The organism is Longimicrobiales bacterium, assembly GCA_028823235.1.
Lineage (GTDB): Bacteria > Gemmatimonadota > Gemmatimonadetes > Longimicrobiales > Gaopeijiaceae > UBA2589.
This window is the reverse complement of the sequence record JAPKBW010000011.1, coordinates 24064-42264: the sequence shown is the minus strand read 5'-3', so window position 1 is coordinate 42264 and position 18201 is coordinate 24064. Positions and strand designations below refer to the sequence as shown.

At 60.9% G+C, this 18201-nt stretch carries 13 protein-coding genes; 6 read left to right on the top strand and 7 right to left on the bottom strand.

From position 1 onward, the window contains the following. Nucleotides 1-11 precede the first annotated feature (11 nt). Genes OSA81_08080 through OSA81_08070 form a run of 3 tightly spaced genes read left to right on the top strand, consistent with a single transcriptional unit; the run spans nt 12 to nt 5827 of the window. Complete coding sequence (locus OSA81_08080) at nt 12-2537, top strand: DUF1592 domain-containing protein (protein ID MDE0898959.1); 2526 nt, start codon at nt 12-14, stop codon at nt 2535-2537. 31 nt (nt 2538-2568) lie between these two features. Then, nucleotides 2569-3981, top strand: coding sequence for a DUF1552 domain-containing protein (locus OSA81_08075; protein ID MDE0898958.1), 1413 nt, complete (start codon nt 2569-2571; stop codon nt 3979-3981). A gap of 10 nt (nt 3982-3991) precedes the next feature. Further along, the gene (locus OSA81_08070; protein MDE0898957.1) at nt 3992-5827 is read left to right on the top strand and encodes an ankyrin repeat domain-containing protein; all 1836 of its coding nucleotides are present in this window, start codon (nt 3992-3994) and stop codon (nt 5825-5827) included. Between the two features lie 44 nt (nt 5828-5871). Here OSA81_08070 and OSA81_08065 read toward each other — a convergent pair whose 3' ends face one another. Beyond that, on the bottom strand, nt 5872-6252 hold the full coding sequence (locus OSA81_08065; protein MDE0898956.1) for a DUF4168 domain-containing protein: 381 nt from the start codon (nt 6250-6252) through the stop codon (nt 5872-5874). A gap of 599 nt (nt 6253-6851) precedes the next feature. Here OSA81_08065 and OSA81_08060 point away from each other — a divergent pair. From OSA81_08060 to OSA81_08050, 3 genes are read left to right on the top strand one after another with little or no spacing between them, the layout of a single operon-like run. Further along, the gene (locus OSA81_08060) at nt 6852-9308 is read left to right on the top strand and encodes a DUF1592 domain-containing protein (protein MDE0898955.1); all 2457 of its coding nucleotides are present in this window, start codon (nt 6852-6854) and stop codon (nt 9306-9308) included. Nucleotides 9309-9358: 50 nt separating this feature from the next. Next, nucleotides 9359-10777 (top strand): DUF1552 domain-containing protein, encoded by a 1419-nt coding sequence (locus OSA81_08055; GenBank protein MDE0898954.1) that lies wholly within the window; start codon nt 9359-9361, stop codon nt 10775-10777. 23 nt (nt 10778-10800) lie between these two features. After that, on the top strand, nt 10801-12645 hold the full coding sequence (locus OSA81_08050) for an ankyrin repeat domain-containing protein (protein MDE0898953.1): 1845 nt from the start codon (nt 10801-10803) through the stop codon (nt 12643-12645). An 18-nt stretch (nt 12646-12663) separates the two neighbouring features. Here the strand turns inward: OSA81_08050 and OSA81_08045 are convergent, their stop codons facing one another. From OSA81_08045 to OSA81_08020, 6 genes are all read right to left on the bottom strand, one after another. Then, nucleotides 12664-13413: a hypothetical protein gene (locus OSA81_08045; GenBank protein MDE0898952.1), complete on the bottom strand. Its 750-nt coding sequence runs from the start codon at nt 13411-13413 to the stop codon at nt 12664-12666. A 42-nt stretch (nt 13414-13455) separates the two neighbouring features. Beyond that, nucleotides 13456-14121, bottom strand: a complete 666-nt coding sequence (locus OSA81_08040; protein ID MDE0898951.1) for a hypothetical protein — start codon at nt 14119-14121, stop codon at nt 13456-13458. A 271-nt stretch (nt 14122-14392) separates the two neighbouring features. Then, nucleotides 14393-14749, bottom strand: a complete 357-nt coding sequence (locus OSA81_08035) for a hypothetical protein (GenBank protein ID MDE0898950.1) — start codon at nt 14747-14749, stop codon at nt 14393-14395. A 20-nt stretch (nt 14750-14769) separates the two neighbouring features. Further along, nucleotides 14770-15273: a hypothetical protein gene (locus OSA81_08030; protein MDE0898949.1), complete on the bottom strand. Its 504-nt coding sequence runs from the start codon at nt 15271-15273 to the stop codon at nt 14770-14772. 129 nt (nt 15274-15402) lie between these two features. Next, entirely contained in the window at nt 15403-16590 is a 1188-nt protein-coding gene (locus OSA81_08025) for a carboxypeptidase regulatory-like domain-containing protein (protein ID MDE0898948.1), read from the bottom strand. A gap of 160 nt (nt 16591-16750) precedes the next feature. Next, nucleotides 16751-18187, bottom strand: coding sequence for a RagB/SusD family nutrient uptake outer membrane protein (locus OSA81_08020; GenBank protein MDE0898947.1), 1437 nt, complete (start codon nt 18185-18187; stop codon nt 16751-16753). Nucleotides 18188-18201 lie beyond the last annotated feature (14 nt).

Below are 18201 nucleotides of genomic sequence, written 5' to 3'. Positions count from 1 at the left end.
ACACTCTACCTATGACTGGATTGAAAACGACGTTCGCCGCAGCCGCACTGGGGAGCGCCCTCGTGCTGGTGGGTGGGTCTGCCCAGGATTCTGCAATCAGATGGCCTGGGTTTGGCGGGGCCAGCTCGAATGGCGTCCACATTCTGTCGAATGATGCGGTGATTGCCAGTTCGGGCGTGTCTGCAACGGATCGCTCGGTGAGTGCCGCTGCCATGGACGGTAACGACGTGATCGAGGAATACTGCGTTCGCTGCCACTCCGAGCGTCGACTACGGGGCAATCTTTCCCTGGAGGGCTTCGACGCGGACAATCCCGAGGCTATGGGTGAGGTCGCGGAGAAGATGATCGTCAAGCTTCGGGCAGGGATGATGCCGCCTCCGGGCGTCTCTCGTCCTGAGGGAGACACGCTCGAAGTTCTGGTCGCGGCCCTTGAGGATCGACTCGACGCTGTAGCAGAGCGCAGTCCGAATCCTGGAAGCCGGACGTTCCAGCGTCTAAATCAGGCGGAGTACGCAGCTTCGGTGCGGTCGCTGCTCGGATTGCAGATCGACGGCGCTGACTACCTCCCGCCCGACACCAAGAGCGCGAACTTTGACAACATCGCAGACGTGCAGATGCTCTCCCCGACGTTGCTCGACGCTTATCTGAATGCGGCGGCGGAGGTGAGCCGTCTCGCAGTCGGAGACCCTAGCGCGACGTCGACTGAGACACAGTACCGTGTTCCACGATGGGCGTCTCAGACGGAGCGCGTGCAGGGAGCGCCATACGGCACTCGTGGTGGCGTCTCGGAGGTGCACAACTTCCCGGCTGACGGAGACTACATCTTCCGGATGTCGTTTCATCACGAGACCACAGGAACGGTGGTCGGAAACGGCAGCTCCGCCCTGAACACGACGTCCGAAGCTCCGGAGCAGGTTGAAATTTCGATCGATGGCGAACGCGTTGCGCTCCTTGAGGTCGACCGCTGGATGCATGTGTCAAACCCCGGCGGAGTAGAGATTCGGTCTCCAGCCATCGCGATTTCTGCAGGCCCACATCGGGTGACGGCGGCTTTCCTCCAGATGGCGGACGGCCCGGTTCAGGATCTGATCGCGCCACATGACTGGTCCTTGGCGAGCACGGCCATCGCTGGCACCTACGGCATCATGTCCGTGCCGCATATGCGAGACCTCGTGGTCGTGGGGCCGGAGAACGTGACGGGCCTTTCAGACACGCCTTTCAGGCGCGCGATCTTCACCTGTCGGCCGACCGCTCGTGCAGAGGAGGTGCCGTGCGCCTCATCGATTATTGAAAGACTCGGGTCGGAGGCATTTCGTCGCTCCCTTACGGACGACGACCGCGAAGCGCTTCTGAGTTTCTATTCCTACGGTAGCGAGGACGGAGGCTTCGAGATTGGAATTCGCACTGCCATCGAAGCGATGCTGGCTAGTCCGCATTTCGTATTCCGATTCGAAGAGGCGCCCGCGGGAACTCAGGCTGGGACGGCCTATTCCATTGCGGATGATGATCTCGCCGCTCGCCTCTCGTACTTCCTGTGGGGGCTGCCCCCTGATGCCGAACTGGTTCGTCTCGCTCAACAGGGCGAACTGTCCAACGACGAGACGCTTGAAGCTCAGGTACGCAGGATGCTAGCGGACTCGCGTTCTGAGGCTCTGGGAACGCGATTCGCTGCTCAGTGGCTGCGGCTCCAGGACCTGGATAAGGTCCATCCGGACGTACGCCTCGAGCCTGATTTTCATCAGCAGCTTGCAGACGCCATGCTGCGAGAGACGGAGTTGTTCTTCTCGAGCATCGTGCGGGAAGACCGACCGATGTTCGAGTTGTATACGGCCGACTACACGTATGTGAATGAACGGCTCGCCCGGCACTACGGCATGGAAGACGTCATGGGCGACGAATTCAGGCGCGTCCAGTATTCAGATGAGAACCGCAGAGGGCTGCTGGGTCACGCGAGTATTCTCACCCTTACGTCTCATGCAGGTCGAACTTCTCCGGTTCTTCGTGGAAAGTGGGTCATGGAAGTCATGATGGGCACCCCGCCTCCTCCTCCTCCTCCGGGCGTGCCAGCCCTCGAGGAGACGGATGCATCAGAAGGGGGGCGCGTGCTCACGACGCGAGAGCGCATGGAGGTTCACAGGGCGAATCCGACCTGTAACTCCTGCCACCGCTTCATGGATCCGATCGGCCTAGCGCTGGACAGCTACGGTGTGACCGGAAAATGGCGCATTCGGGAGAACGGAAATGCTCTCGATACGCGGGGCGATTTCTACGACGGCACTCCGATCACCAGCCCTGTTGCACTCCAGGAAGCATTGCTGGCACGACCGATTCCCCTCGTCCGGACCTTTACGGCCAATCTCATGGCCTACGGATTGGGGCGGCGGGTGGAGTACTTCGACCAGCCAACGATTCGGGAGATCGTACGCGAAGCAGAAGATCAGGACTATCGCATGTCCGCCTTCTTCCTCGGGGTCGTGATGAGTGACGCGTTCAGGATGCAGGAAGTGCCAGTTATAGTGGACCAAGAATTGAACTGATTGCGCCGAGGGCGCATGGAGACGGATTTAGATGGAATTCATCACCGGAAAACAGATCGAGCGTCGGACCTTCCTTCGGGGAATGGGTGCCAGCGTTGCATTGCCGTTTCTCGATTCGATGGTGCCTGCAGGCCGGCTCCGCAGCGCGGCTGCGCAGGATGCCGCGGACCCGACACGACTGGTTGCGATTGAGTTGGTGCACGGTGCGGCGGGCAGTAATGAGTGGGGTTCCACCCAGAACCTTTGGTCTCCGGCCACGGTGGGACGTGAATACGATCTGACACCGAGCTCCCTGCTGCCCCTCGATCCGTGGCGGGAGTACCTGACAATCGTCTCGAACACCGATGTTCGGATGGCCGAGGCGTTTCAGCCTCACGAGATTGGCGGAGACCATTTCCGCTCTTCATCGGTCTTCTTGACGCAGTCGCATCCGAAGCAGACCGAGAGTTCCGACGTGTATGTCGGATCCTCGCTTGACCAGATCTACGCGCGCCGGTTTGGGCAGAACACGCCGATTCCGTCGATGCAGCTTTGTATCGAAAATGTGGATCAGGCGGGTGGCTGCGCGTACGGCTACTCCTGCGTCTACACCGATTCGATCAGCTGGGCGTCACCGACAGAGCCGCTCCCGATGATCCGTGATCCTCGGGTCGCCTTCGACCTTCTGTTCGGAGCCGGCGGCACCCCGGAGGAGCGAGCTCGGAGACGGCGGACCAGTTCCAGTATTCTGGACTGGATCACCGAGGACATGGCGCGTATGCGCAGGGAGCTTGGTCCGGGTGACTACGTACGCCTCGATCGATACCTCGACAATGTCCGTGAGATCGAACGTAGGATTCAGGCTATCGAGGTACAAAACGCGAGCGGGGAAGAGCGAGACCTTCCGGGCGCACCGCCCGGCGTACCCGATTCATTCACCGAGCACATGCACCTGATGTTCGACCTGCAAGCTCTCGCGTTTGCGTCGGACATGACCCGTGTCTTTTCGCTCAAAACCGGGCGCGACGCATCGTCTCGGGTCTATCCAGAGAGCGGTACCGAAACTCCGTTCCATCCCGCTTCCCACCATGGCGGACGTGAAGCGGCCATTCTGGACTTTGCCGAGATCAACAAATTCCATGTGAGCATGCTGCCGTACTTTCTCCAGAAGTTGAAGGATATCGACGAGGGCGGTACCGATCTCCTCGAGAAGACGATGATCGTCTTCGGATCTCCGATGGCTGACGGCAACGTGCACAACCATCGGCGGGCACCGCTCATCGTGCTTGGGCACGCAAATGGGAAGCTCGATGGCAACATGCATCTGCGGGCGCCCGACGGAACACCGATGGCAAATGCCATGCTGTCGATGCTGCATTCGCTTGGACACGACGATATGGAGAGCTTCGGTGACAGTACGGGAGAGTTCCCCTTGACGTTGCCCGCAGCCACGCCTGACCGGTAGGAAACGCACCGTGACGAAATCCCTTCGAGCTCACGCCGGCTTCGCACTCATTCTGTCACTCCTTCTGTCGGGAGCCGTGCCCGCGGAAGCGCCCGTGGCCGACGCAGCGATGCGCGGCGACGTGATGAAAGTGCGGACACTTCTCCGTGCGGGTTCCGATGTGAACGCCGCCCATGGTGATGGCATGACGGCATTGCATTGGGCGGCAGAACTGGGCGACGGGGAGATGGCGGCGGTACTCCTCAGTGCGGGTGCGAACCCGGCGGCTGTCACTAGACTCGGTCACTACACAGCACTTCACATTGCCAGCAAGTCGGGCGCCGTTGCGGTCGTTGAGGCACTACTCGACGCGGGAGCGGACCCGCTCGCAGCAACGTCGATGGGTGGGGTGACGCCGCTCCACTATGCTGCTGGCGCGGGTTCTGCCGAGGTGGTGGGACTGCTGATCCAGGGCGGCACCTCGGTTGATGTCCGGGAACCTCAGTGGGGGCAGACGCCGTTGATGTTCGCTGCTGCGGCTGGTCATACTCCGGTTCTGGAGACACTTCTGAAAGCGGGAGCGGACCCCCTGCTCACCGCCAGCGTCATGGACATGGACGCAAGGGAGCAGGAGGACCGTGCTGACCGCCGGCGACGAGAAACCGTCCAGAGTCGAATCGCTGCGGCACAGGAGGGGCGCCCAGCCGCGGCGCCGCGGCGTGGGATGTCTCCGCCTCAGGGCCGTCCTCCAGAGTTGGCGACCCCCCCCCCGGGATTGCCCGAGGGTCAACCCGCCGCCCCGAACCGAGAGGACCTTAACAACCAGCTGCGTGACCGCGTGCCTTCGTCACGGTTCTCGCATGCTCAGCTGGTCGGCGGATACGGAGGGCTCACCGCATTGCATCTCTCCGTTCGGGAGGGGCACTCCCGGGCTGCGCTCACGCTACTCGACAGCGGCGCGGACATCGACCAGGTGACCGCAGGAGATCATACCACGCCATTCCTCCTAGCGACGATCAACGGGCACTTCGATCTCGCGATGGAACTCTTCGAGCGGGGCGCAGATCCCAGCATCGCGAGCGATGCGAACGCGACCCCACTTTACACCGTCATCAACACACAGTGGATCCCGAAGTCCAGACACCCTCAACCCGCGCACTACATGCAGCAGCGGGTGACGTATATGGAACTTGCCCAGACGCTGCTCGACGCCGGAGTCGATCCGAATGTCCGACTGACCAAGCAACTCTGGTTCACGACGTTTGGTGACGACTACCTGCGTACCGATCGTATGGGGGCAACTCCTTTCTGGCGGGCGGCCTACGCGTTGGACTTGCCGCTCATGCGGCTGCTTGTGGATTACGGTGCGGACCCAGGTACGCCCACCAAGAAGACAGCCCCGCGTAGTTTCGGACGGCCTGTCGCCGGTGGGTTGTCCGACGCGGCGTCTCCGACGGTCGATCGGTTCGGGTTCGCGCCCATACCAGTCGGCGGACCAGGGGTTTACCCTATCCATGCAGCGTCAGGCGTCGGGTACGGTGAAGGCTTCGCTGCCAACATCCACCGCGTCGTACCGAACGGGTGGATGCCCGCGATGCGCTACTTGATCGAAGAGCTTGGCGCCGACGTGAATCAGCGCGATCACAACGGCTACACGGCGATGCACCACGCCGCAGCTCGCGGAGACAACGAACTCATCCGCTACCTCGTGGAACAAGGCGGGGACGTGATGGTCGTCGGGAGACGCGGCCAGACGACAGTCGATATGGCGAACGGGCCGGTTCAACGAATCAGTCCATTCCCGTCGACGATCGAACTTCTTGAGAGCCTCGGCGCAGTCAATAACCACAACTGCGTGGCTTGCTGAAGCTGGCCTGCGCCAGCCATGCTTTCTAGAGAGAGCCTCTGCGTCTAAGTGGTTCCGAGTTCTTCGAGTTCGAGCATGATCTCGTCGAACATCACACGGAAATCACCATCGAGGCTGATCAGAAGTGTGATCGCGTCATATTCCTCACGGGTCATTCCTTGACCCTCCAGGATCGTGACGATCGCTGCTTCGACTTCTTCCCGGGCGCGCAGTCGTCCCTCGGCATCATGGACCCGGGCCACCTTTCCGTGGAACTCGTCGCGCGCGTCGTTGATCGCTCCGTGAGCGATCGCGTACTGGGTGAGGCTCTCGCGGTCGAGGTCGAGACCTTCGCCCTCCGTCTGTGCCTGCACCGGGGTGGCGACGCTGGCGAGCGCCAGGACGAGCAACCCAAAGCCCCAACTCACTGTGCGTCCGATTTTCATTCTTTTTTTCCGTTGCCTGACTGTGGTCGACACACTCCAGCGGATCTAGGAGCGGCATAGGGGTACTACCGTTGCCCCCCGCTCGGTGTTCAGCGTACCGTTTACTGAGCAAAGGACGAACTTTGAAATCCGGATACCATCATACCTATCTACGAATATTCCTGCCAAGGCTGCGGACATCAATTCGAGGCCCTCATACGCGGGAGTGAGCAGCCTGCCTGCCCGGCCTGTGAGAGCACAGCGTTGGAGCGCGAATTTTCGCTCCCGACCGTGCATTCCTCCGGCACGCGGGCCATGTCGATGCGTGCCGCCAAGAAGCGTGATCAGAAGCAAGGATCGGAGCGCATGCACACGCAACGTGAGTACGAGCTGCATCACGACGATCACTAGTCGGGACTACTGCGGTCTTGGACGGCTTATCTCACCGGTGAGATAGGCGTTGTTTCGTGCTATTTCGCTGTACGAAAACGTGTTCACCGGATATCATTCAATATGAGGCGACGCTCGCTCTTTGAGGCTCGCTGTGCAGGTCAACTAATTCGCGCGCGCGGGGGTCTTTTAGGCGACTGTGAGCTCGGAGAAACGGGGTCCGAATCCCATTGAAGACGTTTAGCGCATCCCTAGCCCTACTTGGTACCGTTCTCGTCTACGCGGGCGGTCTTGAGAGCCGCACCGGTGTGCGTCCTATGGACTACACGCCCGCGACTCTCTCTGACGCCTCGTCCAGCGAGCTGGCGTTCGTTGACTGGAGTGCGGCCGACGACAACGCCGTGCTCGAGGAGTACTGCGTCCGCTGTCACAGCGAGCGCCGTCTGAGGGGTAATCTTTCGCTTGAAGGATTCGATGCCGCGGAGCCTCACCTCACAGGTGACGTGGCGGAGAAGATCATTGTGAAGCTGCGGGCAGGCATGATGCCACCTCCCGGAGTGTCGCGACCGGAGGGCGATACCCTGCGCGCACTGGTCGAGTCCCTCGAGCAGCGAATGGACGCCGCGGCAGGCCGCGATCCAAATCCCGGTGGTCGGTCGTTCCAGCGTCTGAACCAGACGGAGTACGCTCGCTCGGTGAACGACCTCCTGGGTTTGGAAATTGACGCGAGCGCTTTCCTCCCCCTCGACACCAAGAGTGCCAATTTCGACAACATTGCGGATGTCCAGATGTTGTCCCCGACCTTGCTGGACGCCTACCTGAATGCGGCGGCGAGTATCAGCCGGATTGCAGTCGGTGATCCTGATGCGGCGCCGAGCTCAACGACGTATACGAACCCGGGATACGCGTCCCAGTGGGAGAGAGCTGAGGGGGCGCCGTATGGCACCCGCGGCGGCTTGTCGGTCACCCACAATTTCTTGGCGGACGGCCAGTATGAGTTCCATCTCGCCTTCGAGCACACGACCACTGGCGGTTATTTCGGAGGTGTTACGGCCCAGGAGCAGCTCGAGGTCTCCATCGACGGCCAGCGAGTGGCGTTGCTTGAGATGGACCGCTGGATGAGCGTGGCCGATCCGAATGGCGTCACGATGCGTACCGAGTCGATTTTCGTTCGAGCCGGGCCGCACCGCGTCACATCTGCGTTCTTGAAGCAGACGGAAGGTCCTGTCGATGACCTGCTGTCGCCGCATGATTGGTCGCTATCCGATCGGCAGATTGGAGTGAGCGGCTACGGGATTACCTCGATCGCGCACCTCAAGGACATGGTGGTAGCGGGCCCGTCAAGCGTCACCGGGGTCTCTGAGACACCGACGCGGAGCCGAATCTTCAGCTGTCGACCAACGACGCTGGCGGAAGAAATCCCGTGCGCAGAAGAAATCGTTGCCCGTTTAGGGCCGCAGGCTTTCCGGAGGCCGTTGACCGAATCTGATAGCGATGCGCTTATGAGGTTCTATCAGATGGGTGCGGACCAAGGTGGCTTCGAAATTGGAGTCCGGACGGCGATCGAGGCAATGCTGGCCAGCCCTGACTTCGTCTTCCGGATGGAGGAAGCGCCCTCGGGTGTCCAGGTCGGAGAGAACTACGCCATTGCAGACATGGACCTCGCTGCTCGCATGTCATTCTTCATCTGGGGGCTTCCGCCTGATGAAGAGCTCCGTGCTCTCGCAGCCGCGGGCGACCTCTCGGACTCGGATGAGCTGGAGAGGCAGGTCGAGCGCATGCTTTCCGATCCTCAGTCAGAGGCTTTGGCGACTCGCTTCGCGGCGCAGTGGCTGCGGCTCGACGACCTCGACAAGGTGCATCCTGACCGCCTTCTGTTCCCGGACTTCCATCAGCGTCTTGCCGATGATCTTCGGCGTGAAACAGAGACGTTCTTTGCGAGCCTCGTGCAGAACGACGCGAGCGTGTTCGACCTGTATACGGCCGACTACTCCTACATGAATGAACGGGTCGCTCGTCACTACGGCATCGATGGCGTAGTCGGAGACGAGTTTCGCCGTGTTGAGTACCCGGATGATACCCGTCGCGGACTCCTCGGCCATGCGAGCGTGCTGACGCTCACGTCTCATGCGGGCCGGACATCGCCGGTTCTGCGGGGCAAGTGGGTCATGGAAGTGCTCATGGGCACGCCTCCTCCTCCTCCTCCTCCGGGCGTACCGGATCTGGAAGAGACCGACGATGCTCTGGACGGACGCATGCTGACCACACGTGAGCGGATGGAGGTTCACAGAGCGAATCCCACCTGTAACGCCTGTCACCGCTTCATGGATCCCATTGGGCTGGCGCTCGACAGCTATGATGTCACCGGACGGTGGCGGATTCGCGAAAACGGAATGCCGCTCGACACACAGGGTGAACTCTACGACGGGACGCCAATCACCAGCCCAGTAGAACTGAACGAGGCTCTCGTCGCCCGCCCGATCCCACTGGTGCGGACGTTTACGCAGAACCTGATGGCTTACGCGCTCGGCCGTCGATTGTCGTACTACGACCAGCCAACGGTGCGAGCCATCGTTCGCGATGCCGAGTCCAACGGCTACAACATGTCTTCGTTCGTCTTGGGGGTCGTGAAGAGCGATGCCTTCCGGATGCAGCGAGCCGGAGCGGTGGCCGACGCCGCGCACTAGAATCGATTGAATACCGCCATCGGCTTTGGTCGGTGCATAGGAGATGGGATATGCAGTTCATCACAGGAAAGCACATGGAGCGCCGGACTTTCATCCAGGGGATGGGGGCTTCGCTCGCGCTCCCCTTCCTAGATGCGATGATTCCGGCAGGGCGTCTCTCCGCAGCGACTCGCGCTGACATCGACGCTACGAGACTCGTAGCGATCGAGATGGTGCACGGGGCCGCGGGTTGCAACGAGTGGGGCGCGTCGCAGAACCTCTGGGCCCCCGCCGCAGTTGGTCGCGACTTTGATCTCGCTCCCAGTTCGCTTCTGCCGCTGGACCCCTGGCGTGAATATCTCACCATCGTCAGCAACACCGACGTCAGGATGGCGGAGGCATTCCAGGCTCCGGAAATCGGTGGTGATCACTTCCGTTCCAGTGCCGTATTCCTGACGCAGCAGCATCCGAAGCAGACCGAAGGGTCGGATGTTTTCGTTGGCGAGTCGCTCGATCAAATTCACGCGCGCCGCTTTGGACAGGACACTCCGGTCCCATCGATGCAGCTGTGCATCGAGAACATCAATCAGTCGGGTGGGTGCGCCTACGGATATACCTGCGTCTACACGGACTCGATCTCATGGGCTTCGCCCGTCGAGCCCCTTCCGGTGATTCGTGATCCGCGAGTGGCTTTCGAGCAGCTTTTTGGGGCAGGGGGCACCTCGGAAGAGCGTGCGATGCGCCGCCGAACTTCAGCTTCGATCCTCGACTGGGTCAGTGGTCGGGTGTCCGAGCTACAGCGTGAACTGGGCCCGAATGACCGAGAGCGTCTGGACCGCTACCTGCAGAACGTACGTGAGCTCGAACGTCGAATTCAGATGGTAGAGGCTCAGAATCGAAGTGGCGAAGAGCGTGCATTGCCAACAGCCCCGGCGGGCGTGCCCGATTCGTTCGAGGAGCACGTCAAACTCATGTTCGACCTTCAGGCATTGGCCTTCGCATCGGACACGACGCGCGTCTTCTCCTTCAAGATGGGGCGTGACTCCTCTGCTCGAGTTTTCCCCGAGTCCGGAACCGACAAGCCATTCCACCCTGCGTCGCACCACGGAGGTCGCGAAGAGAACGTCCTCGACTTCGCGCTCATCAACAAGTATCACGTGGGAATGCTGCCGTACTTCTTCGAGAAGCTCGCAAGCATCCAAGAGGGCGATAGCCACCTCCTGGACAAAACGATGATCGTCTACGGTTCGCCGATGGCAGACAGCAACCTGCACAATCACCGGAGAGCACCGCTGATCGTGGCCGGTGGAGCCAACGGCGGCCTTGAAGGCAACCTTCACCTGAAGGCACCGGACGGAACACCTATGGCAAATGCGATGCTCAGCCTCATGCACGGACTTGGGCACGATGACATGGAGAACTTCGGTGACAGCACAGGTGCCATGTCCCTGACGATGCCGGGTTCTGCGACGTCGCCCGCGCAGGGCTGATGAGACAACAGATGAGACAACAGATGAGACCGCCGGGCCGCACCCTTCGAGCGAATGTCACGGGAGCACTCGTTCTGTCTGTCCTGCTCTGGAGTGGAATGGCTTCAGAGTCTCCCGTTGCCGACGCTGCGATGCGGGGCGATGCGGAGCAGGTCCAGACGCTGCTTCGTTTGGGTTCTGATGTAAACGCGGCTCAGGGTGATGGAATGACTGCCCTTCATTGGGCGGCCGAGAACGGCGATGCCGACTTGGCCGAGATGCTCCTCTACGCGGGTGCGAACCTTGGTGCTGTTACGAGGCTCGCTGACTACACACCTTTGCATATCGCCAGTCGCAGAGGACGAGCGGAAGTCGTCACCGCCCTTGTCGGAGCGGGCGCCGATGTTCACGCTGTGACCGCGACCGGTGGAGTGACACCTCTCCATTTCGGTGCGATGGCCGGCAACCCGGAACTGGTGCGAACCCTTCTCGAGGCCGGCGCCGAGCCTAACACTGTCGAGGCGACGCGCGGACAAAGCGCGTTGATGTTCGCGTCAGCCGCAGGGCGCACGGATGTCGTCCTGACGCTCCTTGAGGCCGGTGCCGACCCGTTGGCAACGTCAATTGTGGTCGATATTCCAACCCTCTCCGCTGAGGATCGCGCAGCGGGGCAGGTGAGAGACGAGGTGCTCGACGCATTCCGGGGCGATGTCCCGCCCGGAACGGCGTGGCAGCCTTCACCCGCCGAGGTGCAGGCGGCGGTGCGTGCGGCGAACAACGCGCGGGTCACTGCGTCCGACGCCGGATCGGCTCAGCGACGAGATGAACCACAGCCGGATCCGGACCTCGGCGACATGCCGATGGCATCGATGCACCGGTCTGGGGAGTACAGCAATTCCTATACAGACCTCGTGTACCGCCAGGGGGGGCTTAGCGCCCTCCACTACGCGGTTCGTGAGGGAGAGTCCGAAACTGTCTTTGCCCTCCTCGAGGGCGGGGCTGACATTGATCAGCAGACGGCGGGCGATTTGACGTCACCCATGCTGATGGCTGTTGTCAACGGACATTTCGACCTGTCTCTCGACCTGCTCGAGAGCGGAGCTGATCCCGATGTCGTGAGTCACGCGGGTGTTACGCCTCTTTACGCGGCGATAAACACCTATTGGGCTCCCAAGGCACGCTATCCACAGCAGCAGGCATACCAGCAGCAGCAGGCAACGCATCTCGATGTCATGCAGGCCATGCTCGATGCGGGTGCGGACCCCAACGTGCGGCTGACAAAACATCTCTGGTTCATGGAGTACACCTTTAGTCAGCTCGATGTCGATACGCGTGGGGCCTCTCCGTTCTGGAGGGCTGCCTACGCGCTCGACCTGCCTGCAATGCGGATGCTGATTGAAGCAGGTGCTGATCCGAACGTGCCCACGATGAAGGCCCCGGCCCGTCGGTTCGCGTTCGCTCCTGAGGGTAGCGCCACCGATCCATCGGGCCTTCCTCCGGTGCCGATTAGTGGCCCGGACGTGTTCCCGATCCATGCAGGAACGGGTCACGCGTACGGCACCGGGTTCGCGGGAGTCTCCCATCGTCACGCACCAGATGCCTGGATGCCGACCGTGCGCTACCTGGTGGAAGAGCTTGGTGCGGATGTGAACGCTCGCGATTCGAACGGCTTCGCCCCAATCCACTGGGCCGCTTCACGAGGCGACAACGAGGTCATCATGTATCTGGTGGAGAAGGGCGCCGATCCGACGGTCATCAGCCGTAGGGGCCACACCACAGCCGACATGGCGAATGGCCCGGTGCAGCGAATTTCTCCGTTCCTAGAGACGATCGCGCTTCTCGAGAGCCTCGGATCTGCCAACAACAACAACTGCGTGTCCTGCGAGTAGGCTCGATCGCTTGAGCGGCTAGCGCCTGACTCCGGTCGTCTCGATCGCCATCCCCGGCGCATCCACTGCGAGGGTATCGGCCACGAGCGGCGGCATCTCCAAGCCTTCGACTCGGTAGAGGAGCTGCAAGTGATACCATGCCTGCGCGAGCCCCGCTTCTGGCTCTGTCTGCCCGATTCGTCCGTCTCGATCTCGATCGGTCCCAAAGGCCATCGCGCGAATCAGATCCCGGAGCTCTTCGATCAAGGGGAGAGTCTCGACAGGATCCGTGGCCCGTTGAATTCTCCGGGCCATCACAATCGCCTCATCGGCCCGGACAAGGGAACCGCGGGCAGCCCGATTGACGAAGGGTGCATGGAAGAGCACAGTCTCAGACACTCCGTCCGAGGTTTCAGCGAGCTCGATGTGGGCAATGACACCTTCAGCCGCGCGCTTGAACCCGTAGCCCAGCCCGAATCCAGCGCCGACCTCGACTGGGTCGATCGCGTGGAGAACGTGAGACATGTTCTCCGTCATGTTCAGAATGTCTGCGGAGTCTTGGCCGGCCAGCCATGCGTACTCCTTAGCGATTGCAGCCTCGGCCATGCCCACCGGGAGAATGCCCATCCCCGACGGTGTATCGAAGAAAGCAGTCGTGATATGCCCGAGATGTGTCACCACCGCTTCGGGTAGCGTTGTCTGATACTCGATCGCGTCCGACTGAACGGTCATTGATGCGCTCGTCGAATCGGGCATCTGAGCCTCGAGCACTCCCGCCGACGTACTCATTCCGATCAGTGCTGCCACTGCGGGGCTTCTGTACCGCACGTGTCAACCACCCAGTCCTTCGCCGCGCTTGAGCAGTCCCATATGTGTGGTGGCTTGCGCCAAGCCACCCTCGCCTTCCTGCCAGCCCACGCGACCATCGGCGTCTGCGTCGATGCCATTCAGGATCGCATCGGTGAGGGCCGTCAGTTCTGCCAGTAGTTCCGCGGCGGCGGCCGCGTCCTCAGCCTGCTGGATTTTCTCGGCTACCTCGATCGCTGCTGCTGCGTTTGACCCTGCATTTCGTGCAGCGGAAGCTACGTGCGTCGCGTGTGTCTTCACGCCATCGGACGCACCGTCCGACGCGGCGGCTAGTTCCGTGTGGCGAGCTGCTCCCTCGGCGGCGGTAGCGACCCCCATGCCTAGTCCTGGACCGTTCTCAACCTTATCGGCGTCGAGGGCGTTGATCACGTGGTCCATGTGGCGCTTCATACCTTCGAGGCTAGAGAGATCGCTGCCAGCCAGAGTGGCGTGCTGATGCGCAATCTCTGCTTCAGCCACAGCCGCAGGCAGGAGGCCCATCCCGTCGGGCGCGCTACGGAAGGCATCCGCGGCATGGCCGATATGGATGTAGACCGGATTACTCTGCGCGAAGACGGAGCCTGATCCGATGGCGAAAGCCATCGCACAGGCGCCGAGCGCACAAAGGATCGTACCAGAACGCGTTTGCATGGGGCACCTCTCTACATGGACAGGAACCGCAATATCGGTAGCGGGCGGACCGGTGCAAGGAGGGGGAGAGACTAAGTAGCAAAAAAACCGGAGCCAGCGTATCACGCTGACCCCGGCTGGGTTCTGCTGAAACCGTGGCCCCGGTCACGGAATAACCCCTTCCGGGTTATCCGATTTTCGGGTTTCTGGCCTGCTTTCCCCCGAGGTCGAGAAGCAGAAGTCCTGAGAGGATCCAACTCTGCTTTGGCTAGGGCCGTCGGCCGCAGCCTCTCTAATTAACAGTGACCTGGGCTTCGGCGGTCCTGTTACCAGACCCCGACACGAGACTGCCGCTCACAGTATAAACACCAGTGGCGGAGTAGGCATGTGACGTCCTATCGGAAACCTCTACCGGGTTTAGGTAGGTAAGCGTGTCGGAAACACCGTCCCCGAAGTCAATAACGACGACGCGGATTTGAGTCCCGGTGGCAGAAAAGTCGATATTCACTGAAGCGTTGACCGTGGTCGTCTCTGGTGTCACAGAGAGCACGAAACTTAGTGGCCGGAAGCCGGTAATCGACTGATCGAAACAGGAAGCGGTGACGAGAAGTGCCGGAAAAATGAGCAGAAATGCAAGGAGGCGGGGCATGGGCCAATACCTACGGGTAGTCACCGGCCAGACAGAACCGAGAAGATATTTATGCTCAGGGAAAAATCTACTGGATCAAACGGCGGGTCTCGCTGCTCGCCCATAACTGGTTTCACTATGATTGCCACGATCCCGGCCATCAGGGCGACTCCGCCCGCGATTGTGAGGCCGGTAGCGAGCGAATTAAGCTCACGGCGCTGAAGGGAGATGATTTCACCCAACGGAACCCGCACGACCTGTCCGATGGCGCTTGTGACGAAACCTTCACTTCTTACTCCGACAGGAACGCTCATTAGGAGCGCATCGCTCTCGATTCCAGCTACGGTGCCGTCGACAAGCGGGACCTCATTATCGATCGCCGTCACTGTGCGTAATTCCTCGGCGCCGGCTCTCGTTATGAGGACTCGAACTCCGGCCCCAGGAGGGATCGCTTCCGCTTGCGCGGGGACGTATCGATAACAGCCCGAGGTTGTCAGGGTTACCGCAATGATGGCGAGGAACCCCCGTCTCCAATCGTTCTTCATTCGCTTACCCAGTTGGCCGCGTTCGAAATGCGCACGTCCGTTGTAGTGCCGGAAACGTCCATGCCATGGATGAAAATCTACACGAATCGAGAGCTCTCAGGCAGCTTTGATCGTGCAATCGACGTGCTTTTACCGGAGAATTCTGATGAGCCGGTCAGAGAGTGTCACTGCGATGGGCACACCTAGCCCGAGCACAACCACACCTGCTGCTCGGGACCCATCCGCTCCCGCGAGGAACATGATATAGCCTGCCGTGAGGCCGATCCCGGCGCTGATCATGGTCGGGACCAGTCTGCCGCGACTTCGATCCGTGGTTCCGACCCGACGGGCGATCAGCCCCGAAGCGGTGGCCGGGAGTGCGACGCTGAGGATCGCGGTGCCGGCGGTACTAAACCCACCGCACCGCGTTCGAATGGCGAGGGACGACTTTTGCGTCACGAAGCACCGATCGGAAAGGAGGTAGGTGACGCCGAGCGCTGCCGCGTTTGTGACGAACGTTGAGGCGAGCACGTTGAACCAAGGGTAGGGCTGTGATTCCTGGGTCCAGTCCATACCGGTCACGTATTTGCTGAGGTCAGATTTCCGCTGAGTCTGGGCGGTCTTCGTCTCGATCAAAAGGACCCCCTGGCCGGAACGTGGCCCGTAACGAACACCGGCTTGGGCCGGGGAGAGGACCTCAAGACGTTCGATGTCTTGGAGAGGGAGTGCACCATAGATGTATGCAGGGTCGGATATGGCTATCCCATCTAGGACTACGGAGACGCCGTTGCAGTCACCTAGGTCGTTGTCCGAGCGGATCGCCCGATATGTTACGCAGAGGCCGAGGCCGCTCGGCCGAGCGTCGACGCCGGGAAGGGCACTGATGAATTGCCCGAGCGTAAGCCCTGACCGTGCAGCGAGGTCGATACGGTTGGCGGTAACCTCGTTGATTGAGTTCCCGGAGGTGCGGCGGCGTGCCTCCAGCTCAGAAAGCGCTTCGACCAGCAGCGGAGTGAGTTCGATGGCCTGCGCTGATATGCGGACTAGAGCGAGAGTTTCGTCGCCTTCCACTACATCGACCGGCCGGTTGTGCGTTCCATAGGCGATGTGCTCAAAGCTCAGGGAGTGTATCCCTACCGGCACTCGCTCGAAGCGAAAGACCCCGTTTTCGTCCGTCAACTCCTGCGAACCCCCGGAGATCTGGACGATGACACCTGGGATCGGCTTTGCGGAGCTCGCGTCCACGACCCGGCCGGAGACCTGGCTGATTTCCTGGGTAGCCCCGATAGTCGGAGCCAGCGCCGTTGCGGTGGCGAGTATGAGGGGCAAGAGACGCAAGAAAGCTCCGGATTTGTCAGTCCTAGTCACTTGTCTTGTACTTCGGAACGAGGTCGAAGTTGCCACGGTGAGACCCATCCCTCCCATCAAACAGAACCGCCCCCTGCCTAAGCAGGGGGCGGTCTGTCAAAATCGTTACTGCAAGAGGACTACTACAGCATCAACCGACCTCTTCCAGATTTTTGTTCAAACTGCGCTCACTGTTAGGAATGTCGAAGCAGATCTGGAGACCCGACAGCCCAGTAATGAACGATTTAGCAGCATCCAACCCGCGGGGGTTCTGGCTGAAAAGAGGAGAGATATCCTCGAACTTCGGAAGCTCAAGAGCACCGGGGACACTGTTCTGGTCCCAGCGACGGTGGTCACCCACCGTACGGCCTTCGTAAAATAGTTCGATGGCCCGCTCCCGTTTCAGCATTCTCCAGGCGTCGGTCGCGTCGACCGGATCTGCCCAACCAGCTAGGGCACTGCCACCGATCGTAGCGTTGTTTTCACTGTTCACTGTGGTGATCCCGGCCCGCATCGTGTTGATGGCCGCGATCGCGCCCGTGAAGTCACCACCGGCAAGCTTGGCTTCCGCCTCGATGAGGCGCATCTCACGCCCGCTCGCCAACCGGATCCCGTCATTTCCGCTTGTGTATTTGAGCGGCTTGTCAAAATACGCCTGACCGTACTCGGTCAGCGCTCCGACTGCGAAAACGGTCGAACCCTGCTCCCACGCTACTCGTGGGTCACCCGTCGTCTCGAAGTATCCCGTACCCGCTATCGGGAAACCAAAGCCCGATGTTTCGGTGTGCGGCTGGGCTTGCGTGAGATCCGGCGCGTTACCGTAGTACGAGCCCCACATCGTGTACGACCCATACGGAGTGCCCGCGACCGCCCAGTAAAGCGAATTACGCGTGGACGCGTCGGACGCATCGGTCTGGACGTCGAAATGCCACGAGTTGTCGGTAATCGTTGCGGCATCAGCTGCGGCGCCGCTCCAAGTTCCCTTACCGTACGTCGCCAAGAACGCTCTCACTTGGGCCCGTCCTGCTGTAGCAGCTTTCACCAAGTCCGCGTCGCTAGTCGCTGCTATAGCGGCCGTGAACTGAGCTTCAGCCCTGGTCATGTAGTCCACGCCAGGGAAGGGCGGGCCTCCGTCAATGACCCCTTGGCAAAAGTGCTCACCGAGAATCCGGTTGGCATATCCGGCCCAGATGTTGGCTTTCGCAACGAGCTTAGCGTCCACACCACCTGTCTCTGCAAAGAGGTTCACTGCCGTTTCGGCAATGAACCGGGCCTGCTGAAGAGTCGAGAACGTCGATCCTGTTCCGGGCTCCAACGACCCGGCCTGCCCGTTGGCAGAGTGGCCATGGGATCCGGTCTGGCCTCCAGGCATCATCTCACGAGCGAGCATGGCGCCGGAACGAGCGATACCGCTCGGCCCTGCGAGACCGACCATGATTTGGCGCTGTGCGCCATTCACGAGGCCTTCTTGGGACTCCGGTTCCACCAGGAATTTGTCCTGAATAGGCCCTGGGTTCACGACATCACAACCGGCGGAGAAGAACACCGCCATCGCGAGGGCCGTCGTCGTAGCAAATCTCTGATTCATTTTAATGTGCCTCA